The organism is Flavisolibacter tropicus (assembly GCF_001644645.1).
GTDB lineage: Bacteria > Bacteroidota > Bacteroidia > Chitinophagales > Chitinophagaceae > Flavisolibacter > Flavisolibacter tropicus.
Genome location: NZ_CP011390.1, coordinates 2,754,251 through 2,770,523 on the forward strand (window position 1 = coordinate 2,754,251; position 16,273 = coordinate 2,770,523).

A 16,273-nucleotide genomic window follows, 5' to 3' on the forward strand; every position below is an offset into this window, starting at 1 on the left:
GTTTTATACAATTTATCTATTTAGCATTACAGATTAGGGCTTTGAAAACCTAAGGCACGCATACCGGTTTTTACTTCCGGTGCACTCATAAACAAATTCCAAAGCAATCCGCTCCGGTAGTTTTCAATCATAATGATAATGGGTCCCTGGTCTATGGCTAGGAAGGAATTCGCAAACCAGGGTTCTTTCAACGAGAAGGCATCTATAAAACCATATTCCTTCCAGATCTTGTCTCCCAAGGTATAATAAAAAAACTTTAAAGTCTTCATCGATTCGGTCGGTGTGTATGGAAAAGAAGAAAGAGCCGCCGTTGGAGCAATAACACCTACATCATTAGTTGGCGAACTGGCTGTATACCCACCTTTTATATCGCTCGCTGTGAGCCCCCATACCGAATCGCTATAGCCGAAATACCCTTTAGGGTTGGTCTTGCAATAATTGTAATTGATTAATGCATGATTTTGATTCTGCATCTCATAATTCGCATAAGCATCCGTAAGGCTCTTTGGATTGATACCTAAAAAAGAATAGTGCGAAAAGAATAGTGGTCCCCCAAAAGCCGGCCCCAAGGGTAATGTAATGCCATAATACGCAGCACCATTTCGCATACCTCCATTGGAAGCCCATCCATTATCATAAACCGCTTTTGTAATGGGATAGGTTGTGGAAGAAGCCGCCATCACATAAGTGATCAACGCTTCATTCCAGCCCTTTATCTGCACGTTCATTACCCAGTTCACGCTAGGACTCCAATGCCAGTATAATACCTGCTCTCCTCCTTTGGTAAACCAGCTCCACTCCACCCGGTTCCAAATGGTATTGATATCACTTCGCAAACTAGTTTCGGATGCGTCGGCCCCATTGAAATACTGCCTTGCAGTGATTAACCCTTGCATGAGGTAAGATGTTTCTACCAGGTCGGCACCATTATCATTCGCGCTAAAGGGCACTACAACACCCGTAGCTCCATTCAACCAATGCGGATAGGCTCCTTTAAAGGTTTGCGCTTGATCCTTTAAAAAACGCACTATAATTTGCATACGTGCTAAGCCTTGCGCCCGCGTTACAAACCCGCGGTGAATGCCAGCAACAATAGCCATAATACCAAAGCCGCTGCCACCCGATGTTACCACATCGCCCGATGAATTACGCTCACGAGCCAAGCCACTCACCGGGTGCCCAAAGTCCCAGAAATATTTAAATGTTTGTTGCTGCACTTTAGTCAACAATTCATCTTCTGTCAATTGCGGAAACTTGGCAATGGAATCGATCTTGGTAACAAACGTAAAGTTGGTGCCACTCATCAACGAAGCACCAGTCGTCGCTTTGAGTGAAGTAGAAATTGAAAAATCATGTCGTACTATGGAGGACAAAGGCGAAGCGGGCTGTATCACTAAACTACTATCGCCATTGGCATAGGAAGCCGTATAAGCAACAGCACCACTTTCAGACGTTAGGTGTACAGCCGCAGCAACAGTTCCTTTATCTACTTTACCATTAAAGTTTAATCGTATAACCGGCGAAAAAGGAACATTATAATTTTCTGTGCCTGGCGCCTTCCCGTCAAGGCTGGTACTATTTAGTTGAAAGACAGGCGGTGTAGTGGGCTGATCATTACTAGAAGAACCCTTATTACAGGAAACATGCTGCAACGCCAGCAACGCAAGAACAAAACAATGAATACCGCGCATGTGTTATGGTTTCAACGGTAAGTGAACAACAAAACAGCCAGCTAAATAACAGCTATTTGCACTGGCCTTGTATTAAAATACAATTACAATTTCAAGCTCACAACAGCCCTTCCACCATTTACAACAAGCGTACCACTACTTCTATTTCATCACCAATCGGTTGTCATTCCGGTTAATGCTTCTAAAAAAAAGCAAAGGCTGATTATTTCTTGCCAATACCAGCACCTTCTGACCTTTTACCGTATTCACCCACTTGGCATCGCGCAACTCTCCGTCCAGTACTGGCAAACAAGTACCACTCTCAAACGCATTTGCTTGTTTATTGAACGAAAATGTGGTTGGCGGCAATGCATCATAACGCCCTTCATAGGGAATCACACCATAAAAGTTCCCTCCCGCTAAATAGGCTTTTTTAGAATCAGGCATTGCTTGCGCAAAGGAAAATATAGGTGCCAGCTGCAGAGCTGAGGCAAACTCCACTTTCTCGAAATTGCCTTTCCCATCATTCAAAAAGCATGCTGAAGCAAGCGTTTCGGCTTTCAACTCAGTATAGTCTTTAAAAAGATCATACAGCAAGTATTGCACCGACTTGCCCGCCACTTCACCATACGTTAAATACGCTTTCTTCAACACAGGCAATGGGCGCTCCAGCTCGTCTTTTGCCAAAAACGTGTATTCAGTACCATCAATGGTATAGGTCATGATCTGCTCAACACCACCCTGCCCATCAAAGTTTTTTACATACAGTTTCAAAGGCCCTTGTTTACCTGATGCTAGTTTTGAATTTAACCCCCAGTTACCTGCTAGCAAATCGATAAAGCCATCACCGTTTACATCAGCCGGGTAAACCGTTTGCCACAAACCGGTAGACTGCTGAATATCGTTAGCCTTAAATACGCCCTTGTTATTGATGAATAACTTAATGGGCATCCATTCTCCTGTTACTATCAGGTCCATCCATCCATCATGGTTAATATCACTAAACGCACCGCTGGTGGTAATGCCTAACTTATTCAGATTAATAACTTGCATTCCTGCCACAGTAAAACGACCCTTGCCATCATTCAACAACAAATAAGAGTCTTGCGGCATTCCATATTGGCGTGCATGCGCTAGCCCACCTACAAAAAGATCCATGTCACCATCCTTATCAATATCAGCAGCAACCACGCACGATTTATTCTTTAATAAAGACGGTATACTTTCTTTTGAAAGCGCAAAATGCCCTTTACCATCATTGAAATACAAATGATCCACTAATACGCCATCACCATCCACCGCTTCATTGCCACCACTTACAACATACAGATCCAAAGCACCATCGTTATTGGCATCAAAGAATAAGGCATCTACTTCTTCATTCATTTTAGCTTCTCCAAATACAGCCGAATCGGCCGACACAAACCTTCCCGATTGATTTTGTACCAGCAGCACTCCTGTAGTGCCCTTGGCACCACATACATAGATGTCATCCAGACCATCCTTATTCACATCACCTACCGCCATCTTGGGTCCGCGTGTAGATTCCTGGTGTGGAATTAAATATTGAACATTGTAATCCAGGAAATCATTTTCACGGTGTACCCAGTTTACGCCTGTTTGCGCTGTAATGTTTTCATAAGCTGCTACTGGAGCCGGAAAGAAAGAAGCATAGCTAAACTGACCACCCGCTTCACTTTTTTTCAGTGTCAGCTTTCCAATAGCTGGAATATTTTTAAGCATCTGGTATTTCTGATCAGGCCATACCACCAGTAGACTATCGATATTTCTTCTGTTGTTTAAACCAAAGTGCAACACCGGTTCTACCGACGATTGAAAGCCGCGCGTTAGCATCAATTGCTGGTATTGCATCTGGCCTTGTGTGAATACCCATACTTTGGCACCAATACCAAACTGGTTCAAACTATCACCTTTCAAATTCACATTTAGTACAGGCGCAGGTGGAGTAGTATTCTTTAAGATCACAGCAGCCGACTCTATTGGATTAATGATCACATCCAGGTTGCCATCATTATCCAGATCAGCATAGGCCGCACCAGTGTAGTAACCTTTCATGTCACCAGTTCCCCAATCCCCACTCACATCGGTAAACTGCCAGCCTCCATCGCCTTTAAAGAAATAAGGATGCGAGCTACCATCAGGCATGCTCTTCAACGCTTCATCATCATAAGCATCTGTCTGTTGGCGTCCTTTTTTCATATCCAGGTCAGAAATGAATTTTACATAATCCATATCCACTGGCCGCTTTACAATACCACTGGAAATAAAGAGATCCTTGTTTCCATCATTATCAAAGTCAGCAAATAATGGTGCCCAGCTCCAATCAGTAGCACTCACGCCCGACAACAAGGCCGTTTCACTAAAACTTTCTCCATTACCATTATTGCGTTGCAAGCTGTTTTTGGAATACTGCTTCTGGTAGCCATTCATTTCCAGCTTCACCTTATAGATGTCCGCGTTTTCATCACTACCATAGGTCTTTAAGGTCTTTTCATCAGGTGGCAACATATCTACAGTTACCAGGTCTAGCTGGCCGTCATTATTATAATCAGCCATATCATTACCCATGCTAAACCGACTATAATGCTGAAAATGCTTTGCCCCACTTTCTACAAATGAGCCATCACCTTTATTGATGTAGTAGTAATCATTCTCATGAAAATCATTGCCTACATATATATCATCCCAGCCATCATTATTTAGATCACCTATGGCTAGCCCCAGACCATAGCCCAGACTGCTTTGGTAAATACCCGCCTTGGCAGAAACATCTGTAAACTTGCCTGTAGCAGCAACATCATTACGATACAATCGATCACCCGATAGCGGGTCATAGCTTTTGCGAAAACTGGTATCGCGAATATTTGCATGTGGGTGATGCGACTGGTTCAGGATATAACAATCCAGGTCGCCATCATGGTCATAATCGAAAAAGGCCGCCTGCGTAGAGAGTCCCGCAAAATCAAGACCGTATTGAACAGATAGATCTTTAAAAGTTCCATTGCCTTGGTTTATAAATAGCTGGTTATGTCCTTTCAGGTCATACTTTCCACTTATAGCAGAAGTATAAATATCCAGGTAACCATCACCGTTTACATCAGCCATGGTTACACCTGTACACCAGTCTGCTATACCCGCAACACCAGCTTTATCGGTAATATCTTCAAATTGAAACTGCCCCTTATTAAGGTATAGTTTATTGCCTCCTTTTTTATTGGCGGCAAAATACAGATCAGTCAACCCATCGTTATTGATATCACCAGCAGCCACGCCAGCACCATTGTAGTAATACAGGTAGTAGAGAATATTAAAGAGGGGACGCTTTTCCAGCTTATTAGTGAAATCGACATGGGTAACTGATGCCGGAAGGCTTTCAAAAAGACCTGCTTTTTTTACTTCACAGGCAGATAAGATTCCTGCAATAGCTACGGAAGTAAAAGTGATGGATAGGGTATTTCGGATAAACATAGTATTTCAAAAACTAGTAGAATTAACTATTTAAAAGGGCTGAAACAAGATGTTCAGCCCTTTCCTATTATTGTCTATCAACAAGACAAAAATTGTATTTAGAGCTTGCTGTTATACAATGCCAGCGCCTCTGTTGCTGTCAACGCCTTATCATACATGCGAAACTGGTCAAGCGAACCAGTAAACGACTTCACCCAATCATCAGTAGGCCCTTTCTGCCCTGCATGTTTGTTCCAACCACCTAAGATCAAATTAGTAACCCCAGTGAAATTAACAGAGGCATTCATATTGGTTTGCGTAGCCGTCATACCTGTTACTTCCTGACCATCAAAATAATAGGTCATTTTCTTGGCGGCATTGTCATAAGAATAGACCATATGGTGCCAACTGCCGTCAAACATTGGTTTATTGAACGTCCCTTCAAGCCATTGGTCTTTCAAACCAAACTTCATAGTAGTGTTAGTCGCCGTTTGGTTTTCCACCAGTACAAAGGCCGCACTATTGGTCCAACTAAAGTTAGGTTGTACCAGCGAAAAAAGAAACTCAGTACGACCAGATTGTGCCGCATTTTTGATCCAGAAGGCAATACTGAAACTGCTAGCCTTATCAAAATCATTGGCATTCAAATAAAGTACCGCCTCATTATCTTTTCCTTTAAACGCTTTACCATTGATACCATCCGTATAGTCTACCGGGTACAACAAAGCGGGGTTACCAGATATACTATCCAAAGCATTCCACCTTGCACTGGGACCATCGGTTTTATTAAAGCTGGTAAAGAAACGTAATGAACCAGTAGGCAAACCTTTTCCTCCATCTGTTACTACCTCACCCAATCCCGGCCTATCTATTTTTTGACAACTACCAATAGCTGCAACTACTGCAGCCATTAGTAAAATGTTTGCTATCTTATTTTTCATGATCGTAAATGTGTTAGGTTAATTGATTGGCTTACCATTCAGGGTTTTGTGTAAGTTTTGGATTATCGCTTAAGGCTGCTGTTGGAATTGGATAGTAACGGTGTTTGTTTTGATAACCCAAAGGCCCCAACACAGTAGTAGCATCACCCCAACGTACAAGGTCAAAGAAGCGTTCAAACTCCATAGCGAATTCGGCTCTTCTTTCTTTTTTAATAATGGTACGCAATTCTGCTTGTGTAGGTGTGCCAGTAATGGCTGCCAATCCAGCCCTGTCACGTATCATATTAACCCATTTGATAGCGTCGCTGGTATTGGATGCGCCACCTACTTCATTGGCGGCTTCGGCTGCCATCAACAGTACATCAGCATAGCGCAATACGCGTTGATTGATCCAGGTATTCTGCGCTTCATTATTCGGGGTACCCAAGCCAGCAGCCAGGTAGTCCTCATAGCGGTTGTATACTTTTTTATTCCAGTAAGTATGTGCCAGAGCGGGTAGGGTTAAACCATAACCACCTGTACTGGTACCACCATCAGGCTTGCCTGATTCTAATATAGTTGCATCCTTGCGTTGGTCTCCAGGAGCATAAGAATCAACTAATGATTGTGTTGGTGTATTCCAGCCCCAACCTAGATCCCATGTACCAGAACCTCTTATACCTTGCGCCTGCCCAAAACGGCTCCAATAAGTATCTCCGTCACCAGCAGATTTAGAGGCCTGAATTTCAAAGATGGATTCCTTACTTAATTCACCTGTAGTTTTAAAGATCTGGTAGTAAGGTTTTACCAGTTCATATTGGTTGGATGCAATGACCTCTTTTGTCAGAGATAAGGCATCACTCCACTTTTTGCGATACAACTTTACTTTAGCTAACAAGGTCTTAGCAGCACCTGCAGTCAAGCGTCCGCTATAAGAGGCATCCCAGCTAAGTGGCAAATTTTGCACGGCATAGGAAAGATCACTCTCAATGAAATCATAAATGGCGTCTGCTGTTACTTTAGGCACATGTGCATCTGTTGGTTTTGTAATTACAAAATCAATCTTGGGCACATCACCAAATGTGCGCACCATATCAAAATAGGTATACGCACGGAAGAACTTGGCTTCCGATTCATAGATCTTAGTAGTAGCAGTTGGAGTCGTTTCAGCTACCGCTGCTAAAGCTTCATTGGCCAAACCAATAAATACATAGTGCTTACTCCAATACATACCAGCACCCCAATCGTCTTTGGTATACTGGAAATTATCATAGGTCTGATGCCAGGCAGAGGCTCCAGGATCAGCTGTAATTTCGGCATCATCAGAGCGGAAGCCTTGCATCGCCAAATAGGCAATACCTTGCAAACCATCACCTACAAAGGGTTCTACTTTCGAGTTACGAATGGCACCATATAGCCCCAACACCCGTCCTTCCAACTCACCACCCTGCAAGTCATCAATACTAGCCGACAAGGGCTTGCGGTCTAAAAACTTTTTACAACCGCCAAGTAGGGTAACAGCCAAAGCTGCCATTACAATGCCTGTTGTTAGTTTACCAATTTGTCTCATAGTTCTCAAATATTTTGTAATGACTCAATTAGAAATTAGCGTTTAAACCAAATGTGATGATGCGTGGCAACGCACTGGCAGCATTACCATAGTCAATTCCGAAATTCGCAGCATCACCTGTAAACTCTGGAGAGTAACCACTGTTATTCTTCCAGGTTTTCAAATTCTGCACACCGGCTGTAAGCCTCAGGTTCTTTACAAACTTCAATGCTGGTACACCCACCAAATTGTAAGACAGGTTTATATTACGTATACGGAAGAAACTACCATCTTCAACACCATAGGTTGATGGAGCCCGGTTGATCAAATGTGCTTGGTTCACAATAGGAACTACGCTGGAGGTACCAGGGCCCGTCCAGGCTTCCATATAGTTCTGTGGATAGTTATATACAGAGTTCTTTTGTTCAGAAGTACCCCATACACGATATACCTCGTTACCATAAGATCCGGCAAAGTCCATATTTAATTCAAAAGCCTTATAACGGGCAGATGCTGCTATACCATAGGTAAAGTCAGGTGTCGGATTACCAATGAACGTTCTATCCTTATCATCAACAATATCATCACCATTCAGGTCGGCATACTTGATATCACCAGGCTTGGCATTACCACCATTGATTTTACTTACAGGTGATTTTAAGATATCCGTATACGACTGGTAAATACCAATGGCTTTCAAACCATAGAAGTAGCCAATTGGGAAACCAGTCTCAGCCTGGTTGGGTGTTTGCTCACTGGATGAAATATTCGTCCGTAGTGGAAACGGCAAGAACAACACTTCGTTATTATAAGTAGTCAGATTACCACCTATAGAATAACTAAAGTCCCTGTTGATCTGCTGGTTCCAGTTAGCGGTAAATTCAAAACCTTTGTTGGAAATGGTACCACTATTGGTAAGAGTTTGCTTCAAACCAACAGGCGTTAAAAGAACGATCAAGTCCTCTGTCTTTTTAGTATAATAGGCCGCTTCAAAATGCAGACGGCTTTTCAGCAGGTCTGTCTCAAACCCTACCTCACTGCTTTTTACGGTCTCCCAATGTAGGTTGGGATCATACAGGTAGTCAGATGTAAACACCGGCACATTGGTATTTCCAAATACTGCAGAAGCACTGTTGGAAATGGATGGATATGCTGGATATGCTTTTCCTTGTGCCGTAAAGTTTCCAAGCAAACCGGTAGACGCTTTCAACTTAAAGTAGTTGAAGATGTTCTGGTTAGCCATGAAGTCTTCCTTCGTCAGCTCCCACGCAGCACCCACTGCCCAGAAATTCTGAAACTTCTTGTCATAATCCTGGTTGATCTGGCTAGAGCCATCCCGGCGGAAACTGGCATTCAGATAATAGCGGTTTCTAAAATTATACAATACGCGGGCCAAGCCAGAAACAGTGGTGTACTCATTCTGAGTGGTTGGTATAATGCTCTTTTTATCACCAAAGCCTGTGTTTAGGTACCAGAAGCGCTCTTCATCAGGAATAATGCTTACGCCGGTGGTTGATTGCCCCACAGTACCGCTCACCTGCTCATATTTCTTATAATACGTTGTAAAACCAGCTGTACCTGTAAGGTTATGTTCACCAAACTTTTTCTTATACGTAAGAATATGATCCTGCTGGAAAGAACGGTTATTGGTCAGATCCTGCCGAACCGCAGTAAGAGCGTTCTTATGGAAGATCTGTGAACCTACAGGGTTAGTGGGGATATATAGATCATAGAGTGGCGTATACTCACGATTGTTTTCATTGCTGATATCAGCATAAACCGTACTACGCAGGTTCAGGTCTTTCAGAATGTTTACATCTAAGAATACACTTCCTACATAGCGATATCGATCATCGATCTTTTTGTCATACATGTTCTCCAGTGTGGCCAACGGGTTGGTTTCAGAGTTCTGGATAACGGGGGTTTGAGCGTATAAATTATACCAGCCGGAGTCTACACCATAAGGGTTCTTGGTAAAGAAAGGAGTTGTTTCAGATGGAATGATAGGCAATGCACGACGAGCGTTTTCAAGTGCACCGCTGTTATAAGGCAGCCTTTCTTTAGAAGCCACCAGGTTGAACCCTATTTTCCAGTTGTTGTTGATCCGGTATTCATCATTCAGGTTTATGGTAAAACGGTCATAACGAACATGTTTCACCAAACCTTCATCATACGTATAACCAAGCCCTACGTGAAAGCGGTTCTTGTCGCTGCTTCCATCCAGACTTAAGTTGGTTGTCGTAAACTTGGCATTACGCGTTACAGCATCAATCCAGTCAGTATTACCAGTATAGGCCGACAAACCAGGCCCGCCAACGTTGTTGACAAACTTGTACAAGTTCTGGTCATTCGGATCATCAGCTAAGCGGTTATTGGCTTCAGCAGTCAATAACTGCCTGAACTCGTCGCCATTCGCCAGCTTTATTTTATCTACCAGGCTCTTGGTGCCATAGGTAGTATTGAAGTTGATATTGAATTGACCAGCTTTCGCTCTTTTGGTAGTAACCAATATAGCTCCAGCAGCACCTTTAATACCAAATACCGCCAAGGAAGAAGGATCTTTCAACACCTCAATGCTTTCAATTTCATTGGGGTTTACAAAGTCCATATTGTCGCTGAAAATACCGTCAATTACATATACCGGCCGTACAGTACCCACACTTATGGTACCACGGATACGCACATCCGGTGTTGAACCCGGCTCTGCATTATTTACAATCTGCAAACCGGCTACTTTTGATTGCAAAGAAGCCAGAGGGTTAGTGTTCGGCTGTATAGCAATGTCTTCACCTTTCACCTTGGCTACCGATCCCGTCAGGTCTCTTCGGTTAGCTGTACCATAACCAATCACTACCACTTCACCCAGGTTGCTGGAAGTTGAGGCACTCATAGAAATGTTTACAGTACCACGGTTGTTTACCATTTCTTCTACAGTACCAAAGCCCACATAACTGAACACCAGCACACTTCTATCGCTGGGCACTGTTATCGTATAGTTACCTTGTTCATTAGTAACTGTACCGTTAGTAGTACCCCTTACCGTTACCGATACATTAGACAAGCCCTGCCCGGCACCATCCGTTACTCGTCCCATTACATTTCGTTGTTGTGCCACTACTTGTATACATAGCAGCAGCAGAAAAGCGCCGACCAATTTCAGTCTTCTTAAAGCCTGCAGGCCCATCGAAGTCTTAACAGAAACAGATTCCCTTTTTTTCATTCCCGTGAGTATTTAGATTAAACCAAAGATTCTCTGTGGCTAACAGAATAGCTTAGTCGTTTTACAGGGAGGGGACGGAAGAAATAGCTCATATCTTCGGCATGAATGGTTTTCATGCCACGAGCTTAGAAACGCAATAAAGGATGTGCTGATGTTAAAAAAGACAAGCCCTCTAAAATCTCAGTGTACGCGCAAGACTAGCAATACAAGCAAGCAATCTTAACAGCAACAAGGATCGTTTTTTAACGGTATTGGTACAACGAAATTATATTAATTATTAATTAATGTAAATACTGACAGAATACTATTTGTAATATTTTTTCTACACACCAGGTATTAAACCTAACAGAGTGGAATTTTTCCTAATAAGATAGGATTGTTCGGGCGAAAACTAACCGTACCAACCAAACGTTTTCAACAAAAGCCAAGGATACACCGGCATTTTCATACCCCATAAAACATTAATATAGCATATAAATAGGTAATTACATAGTAATCCATATTTATATCACCTCTAACGGTGGGCTTTATAGGCCATCCAAATCCCCCTAACCTTCCTCCTCTCTTGCAACTAACCTGCGGGTCTCTTGTACCTCTCCTGTACCTAGTCTGTACCTAATCTGTGGGTCTTCTGTAGGTAAGTCCGTACCATCTGCACAGATAAAGCCCTCTACCTGCCTTCCACATTCACTACTCCTCCTACCTTCCTCCTATCCTCGTCCTCTCTTCATTGAACATTGAGTATTGAAAGTTGAGCATTGAACATTTCCTTCCTTCAATATTCATCCTTCCTTGTTCCTTGTTCAATATTCCCTTCCTCCTTTTCTCCTTTCCTCTGTGCGAAACCCTCCCACTGCGCTCCCAGCGCTTCCGCGTGACACCAAAAGCGCAAAAACACCAACCAGAAATCTTCAAATCAGCCGTCAGAAATCCCACTATATATCTTTTTCTAATATAACTTTAAGGAAGCTTACAACCATTGTAGATATTTCTACAATCTTCACCTATTGGCTACCTTATCAAACTTCCTTAACCATGAAACATGTCCTTTTGTGCTGCGGCATACTGTTAGGAATCTACGCCTGTACCAACAAAAAAACGTCATCGTTTAATGACCCTTTAGTGTACTGCAAAACCGTTAAGAAACTGAATGACGTAGTCTTATACAACAACTTCCCTCCCATGATCGCCTCCCGTAACTATGTATATGCCAATATTGCGGCATATGAATGCGTAGCCGCCGGTGATAGTAGCTATCAATCATTAGCGGGACAGATCAAACACCTTCCCCCCTTACCAAAGCCGGAAGCCGGTAAAGAGATCAACTTCCAGCTGGCGGCCTTGTTATCCTTTATTAAGGTAGGCAACGCCGTTACCTTCCCGGAAGGCGTACTGATGGACTATTACCAGGAAATGTTCAACCAGGCTAAAACGGCTGGCCTGTCCGGTGAGGTTTTAGCTAATACCACTACCTTTTCGGACTCGATCGTTAGCGCTATCATGCGCTGGAGTAAGAAAGATCACTACGCTGAAACCCGTTCAGCTGAACGGTTTACTATTACATCAGAAGAAGGCCGCTGGGTACCTACCCCTCCCGCCTACTCGCAAGGACTTGAGCCCCACTGGTGCGAGGTACGCCCCATGGTTCTGGATTCCTGTAACCAATTTACAGTTGCCGGCCCGCCACATTTCAACATCAAAGACACAACCTCTCCCTACTATAAACAGGTAATGGAAGTAAAGACCACTGGCGAGAACCTGACCGCCGAACAAAAACACATTGCCGACTTTTTTGACGACAACCCTTTCAAACTGGAAGTAAAAGGTCATGTTATGTATTCGGTGAAAAAGTTTTCTCCTGCAGGCCATTGGATGAACATTGTGGGCATTGCAGCCGAAAAAGCCAAGGCCGACTTCAACGCCACTGTTGCCGCCTATACGGAATCATCTATAGCACTGTTTGACGGATTCATTGCCTGCTGGAAAACCAAGTATATGACTGCTGGCATCCGCCCCGAAACAGTGATCAACAAATACCTGGACCCCAATTGGGCGCCCTATATACAAACACCGCCCTTCCCAACTTATGTAAGCGGTCACTCTGTAATTTCAGCCGCCTCTGCCGAAGTGATGACCCATTTCTTTGGCGACAACTTTAGCTACACCGACACTTCTCTGAATGAATTTGGCATCAGGCAACGCAGCTTTAAATCATTCAGAGAGGCAGCCATGGAAGCCTCCTGGTCTCGGCTCTATGGCGGCATTCATTACCGCGCCGACCTGGAAGATGGGAACACCATGGGCAAACAGATTGGTGATTATATTACTAAACGAATAGTGTTAAAAAAGACCGGAGAGCAACTGGCCTCCAACGCTTTGCCGAACCACTAACCACCAAAAAAGCCGCCATATACGATTTGTGAAAGAGAAGCCGTTTTAGAAAACTACGTACACACAATAATATATAAACTCAACATCTCACATGAAAAGGCTATTTCGTGCATGTATATGTATTGGTTTCCTATCAACAGGTTTTATTGCCTGCAGCGCAGACAAACCACAGCCTGACACGCCTACAGAACCAGGAAACCCAGTTGCAAAAGCAGACAGCATTAGTTCCTGGATCACTACAGGCGATCGAAGCTTTTTGTTACGCGAACAAGCAAAGATTGCGCTGACCGCTACCAACAACCAAGTAGCTCCTATTGTTGTAGACACAACGAAGACCTATCAAACGATCGATGGTTTTGGCTACACCCTTACCGGTGGTAGCGCTCAACTGATAAATAGTTTAAATGGTAGCGACAAAGAGGCCTTGCTAAAAGAGTTATTTGGGAACAACACCAATTCCATCGGGGTTAACTACTTACGCATTAGTATGGGCGCCTCTGATCTTGACGGCACTGTCTTTAGCTATAACGACTTACCCGCCGGCCAAACCGACGAACCCCTGGCTAAGTTTTCACTGGCACCCGATAAAACACACCTGATACCCGTATTAAAACAGATCCTAAGTATCAACCCCTCCATCAAGATCATGGCTACGCCTTGGTCCCCACCAATATGGATGAAGGATAATAACAACTCCATTGGCGGCAGTCTGAAATCCGCGTATTACAGCACGTATGCAAATTACTTTGTAAAATACATCCAGCAGATGAAGGCAGAAGGCATTACTATCGATGCTATCACGCCGCAAAATGAGCCACTACATCCCGGCAACAATCCAAGTATGCTTATGCCAGCCGTGCAGCAGGCCGACTTCATTAAAAACCATCTGGGCCCCGCTTTCCAACAGGCTGGCATACAAACCAAGATCGTGGTCTATGATCATAATGCGGATCGACCCGACTATCCACTTGCCATTTTAAATGATGCTGCTGCAAAGCAATTTGTAAACGGATCGGCCTTCCATTTATATGGTGGTGATGTTTCGGCCTTAGGACAGGTACAGCAAGCCCACCCCGACAAGGCAATTTACTTTACTGAACAGTGGACTGGCGCCAACGGCTCATTTGACGGCGACCTGAAATGGCATACCAAAAACATCATCATCGGCACCATGCGCAATTGGAGCCGTGTAGCCTTGGAGTGGAACCTGGCCAATGATCCCACTTATGGACCGCATACGCCTGGCGGCTGCACCGAGTGTAAAGGAGCCCTAACCATTGGCAACGGTATCACTCGCAACGTCAGCTACTATATCATTGCCCAAGCTTCCAAGTTTGTTCCAGCAGGCTCTGTTCGTATTGAAAGCAGCAATGTAGGCAGTCTCTACTCTGTAGCATTCAAAACACCTGAAGGGAAAAAGGCACTCATTGTTTTAAACGAAGGATCTGCTAGCGCCTCCTTCAATATCCAGTTTGCTAACAAGTGGGCTTACACCTCTTTACCTGCGGGCGCTGTAGGCACCTATGTATGGTAGCTCTTAAACACGTACAACATAAACAACCATTGAAACACATGAAAAAAACCATCTTTTTAAGTGCACTCTTTATCTCCGGCTTTGCATTCATAAGCCGCGATAAGGATAATGATCCCGGAGAGAAGAATAAACAACTGGCAGCCAAACCAATCATTATTTACACCACCGCCCTAGGCACCAATTTTCGATTGTCCACTACCGATACTCTTACCTTTAAAGACTTTGGGCAGCCACTGGAAACGCAACCCTGCATCTTTGTCGATCCAACCAAGTCTTTCCAAACATTCATGGGCATAGGAGGCGCATTAACTGATGCCTCAGCTGAAACCTTTGCAAAGCTTCCGAAAGAAAAGCAACAGGAATTTTTGCAAGCCTACTACCACCCTACAAAGGGTATCGGCTATACACTGGCCCGCACCAACATTCATAGTTGCGACTTCTCCAGCGGTAGTTATACCTATGTGGCCGACGGTGATAAAAGCCTTAGCTCTTTTAGTGTTGATCACGACAAGCAGTATCGCATTCCTTTTATCAAGCAAGCGATCGCAGCAGCCGGTGGCAAGCTGACATTGTTTGCCAGCCCCTGGAGCCCGCCAGCTTGGATGAAAGACAATAACACCATGCTGCAAGGTGGCAAACTAAAGAAAGAGTATTATCAAACCTGGGCGAACTATTATACCAGGTTTATTAAAGCCTACGAGAAAGAAGGTATTCCTGTATGGGGACTTACCATTCAAAACGAACCCATGGCCAAACAAACCTGGGAGTCTTGCATCTTCACGGCAGAAGAGGAAAGAGACTTTTTGAAAAAATACCTGGGACCCACCTTAAAGAAAGATGGCCTAGGCAATAAAAAGATCATTGTATGGGACCACAACCGCGACCTGATCTATCAGCGAAGCAGCACCCTTTTAGATGATCCGGAAGCCGCTAAATACGCTTGGGGCATAGGATATCACTGGTATGAAGACTGGAGTGGCGCTGACCAGGTTTTTGAAAACCTGAAAAGAGTAGCCGAACGTTATCCAGATAAAAACCTACTCTTCACCGAAGGCTGTAATGGTCCGTTCAATATGGACAGTGTTAACAATTGGGATTTAGGAGAGCGTTATGGCAAGTCTATGATCAACGACTTCAACAATGGTACGGTAGGCTGGACAGATTGGAATGTCTTGCTGGATGAACAAGGTGGCCCTAACCACGTAAAAAACTTTTGCTTTGCACCCATTCATGCTAATACCAAAAGTGGCGAATTGATTTATACAAATGCCTACTATTATATTGGCCATTTCTCTAAGTTCATTCGCCCAGGCGCTAAGCGCATCATCAGCTCGGCTAGTAGAAGCCCATTACTGACAACAGCGTTCAAAAACAGCGATGGCAAAACAGTAGTAGTGGTAATGAACACGGCCAGTAAAGAAATGCCATTTCATTTGTGGGTGGCTGGTAAGGCGGCACAAACCAAGGCCCTACCACATTCCATTATGACGTTTGTATTTTAATTTTTAGATACTTCTTTAT

Annotated in this window: 8 protein-coding genes; 3 read left to right on the forward strand and 5 right to left on the reverse strand. The window is 43.8% G+C overall.

Translation table 11 applies throughout. From position 1 onward, the window contains the following. Positions 1 to 26 precede the first annotated feature (26 nt). From SY85_RS11605 to SY85_RS11625, 5 genes are all read right to left on the reverse strand, one after another. On the reverse strand, positions 27 to 1,691 hold the full coding sequence (locus SY85_RS11605; protein WP_066404644.1) for a glucoamylase family protein: 1,665 nt from the start codon (positions 1,689 to 1,691) through the stop codon (positions 27 to 29). Positions 1,692 to 1,832: 141 nt separating this feature from the next. Continuing rightward, complete coding sequence (locus tag SY85_RS11610) at positions 1,833 to 5,159, reverse strand: VCBS repeat-containing protein (RefSeq protein WP_066404646.1); 3,327 nt, start codon at positions 5,157 to 5,159, stop codon at positions 1,833 to 1,835. A gap of 98 nt (positions 5,160 to 5,257) precedes the next feature. Next, on the reverse strand, positions 5,258 to 6,079 hold the full coding sequence (locus tag SY85_RS11615) for a LamG domain-containing protein (RefSeq protein WP_082886390.1): 822 nt from the start codon (positions 6,077 to 6,079) through the stop codon (positions 5,258 to 5,260). Positions 6,080 to 6,110: 31 nt separating this feature from the next. Next, positions 6,111 to 7,628 (reverse strand): RagB/SusD family nutrient uptake outer membrane protein, encoded by a 1,518-nt coding sequence (locus tag SY85_RS11620; protein WP_066404650.1) that lies wholly within the window; start codon positions 7,626 to 7,628, stop codon positions 6,111 to 6,113. Positions 7,629 to 7,656: 28 nt separating this feature from the next. Continuing rightward, entirely contained in the window at positions 7,657 to 10,827 is a 3,171-nt protein-coding gene (locus tag SY85_RS11625; RefSeq protein WP_066404651.1) for a SusC/RagA family TonB-linked outer membrane protein, read from the reverse strand. A gap of 1,035 nt (positions 10,828 to 11,862) precedes the next feature. Between SY85_RS11625 and SY85_RS11630 the strand changes: the two genes are divergently transcribed. The 3 genes from SY85_RS11630 to SY85_RS11640 all read left to right on the forward strand — a co-directional run bounded on the left by SY85_RS11630 (position 11,863) and on the right by SY85_RS11640 (position 16,254). Then, positions 11,863 to 13,218 (forward strand): vanadium-dependent haloperoxidase, encoded by a 1,356-nt coding sequence (locus SY85_RS11630; protein WP_066404652.1) that lies wholly within the window; start codon positions 11,863 to 11,865, stop codon positions 13,216 to 13,218. A gap of 91 nt (positions 13,219 to 13,309) precedes the next feature. Beyond that, entirely contained in the window at positions 13,310 to 14,752 is a 1,443-nt protein-coding gene (locus SY85_RS11635) for a glycoside hydrolase family 30 protein (RefSeq protein WP_066404653.1), read from the forward strand. A gap of 38 nt (positions 14,753 to 14,790) precedes the next feature. Beyond that, positions 14,791 to 16,254: a glycoside hydrolase family 30 protein gene (locus SY85_RS11640; protein ID WP_066404655.1), complete on the forward strand. Its 1,464-nt coding sequence runs from the start codon at positions 14,791 to 14,793 to the stop codon at positions 16,252 to 16,254. Positions 16,255 to 16,273: the final 19 nt, after the last annotated feature.

Excerpts from the sequence above, each read along its gene's own strand:
- SY85_RS11605 (WP_066404644.1), bottom strand. The coding sequence starts at position 1,691 with ATGCGCGGTATTCATTGTTTTGTTCTTGCGTTGCTGGCGTTGCAGCAT.
- SY85_RS11610 (WP_066404646.1), bottom strand. The coding sequence starts at position 5,159 with ATGTTTATCCGAAATACCCTATCCATCACTTTTACTTCCGTAGCTATT.
- SY85_RS11615 (WP_082886390.1), bottom strand. The coding sequence starts at position 6,079 with ATGAAAAATAAGATAGCAAACATTTTACTAATGGCTGCAGTAGTTGCA.
- SY85_RS11620 (WP_066404650.1), bottom strand. The coding sequence starts at position 7,628 with ATGAGACAAATTGGTAAACTAACAACAGGCATTGTAATGGCAGCTTTG.
- SY85_RS11625 (WP_066404651.1), bottom strand. The coding sequence starts at position 10,827 with ATGAAAAAAAGGGAATCTGTTTCTGTTAAGACTTCGATGGGCCTGCAG.
- SY85_RS11630 (WP_066404652.1), top strand. The coding sequence starts at position 11,863 with ATGAAACATGTCCTTTTGTGCTGCGGCATACTGTTAGGAATCTACGCC.
- SY85_RS11635 (WP_066404653.1), top strand. The coding sequence starts at position 13,310 with ATGAAAAGGCTATTTCGTGCATGTATATGTATTGGTTTCCTATCAACA.
- SY85_RS11640 (WP_066404655.1), top strand. The coding sequence starts at position 14,791 with ATGAAAAAAACCATCTTTTTAAGTGCACTCTTTATCTCCGGCTTTGCA.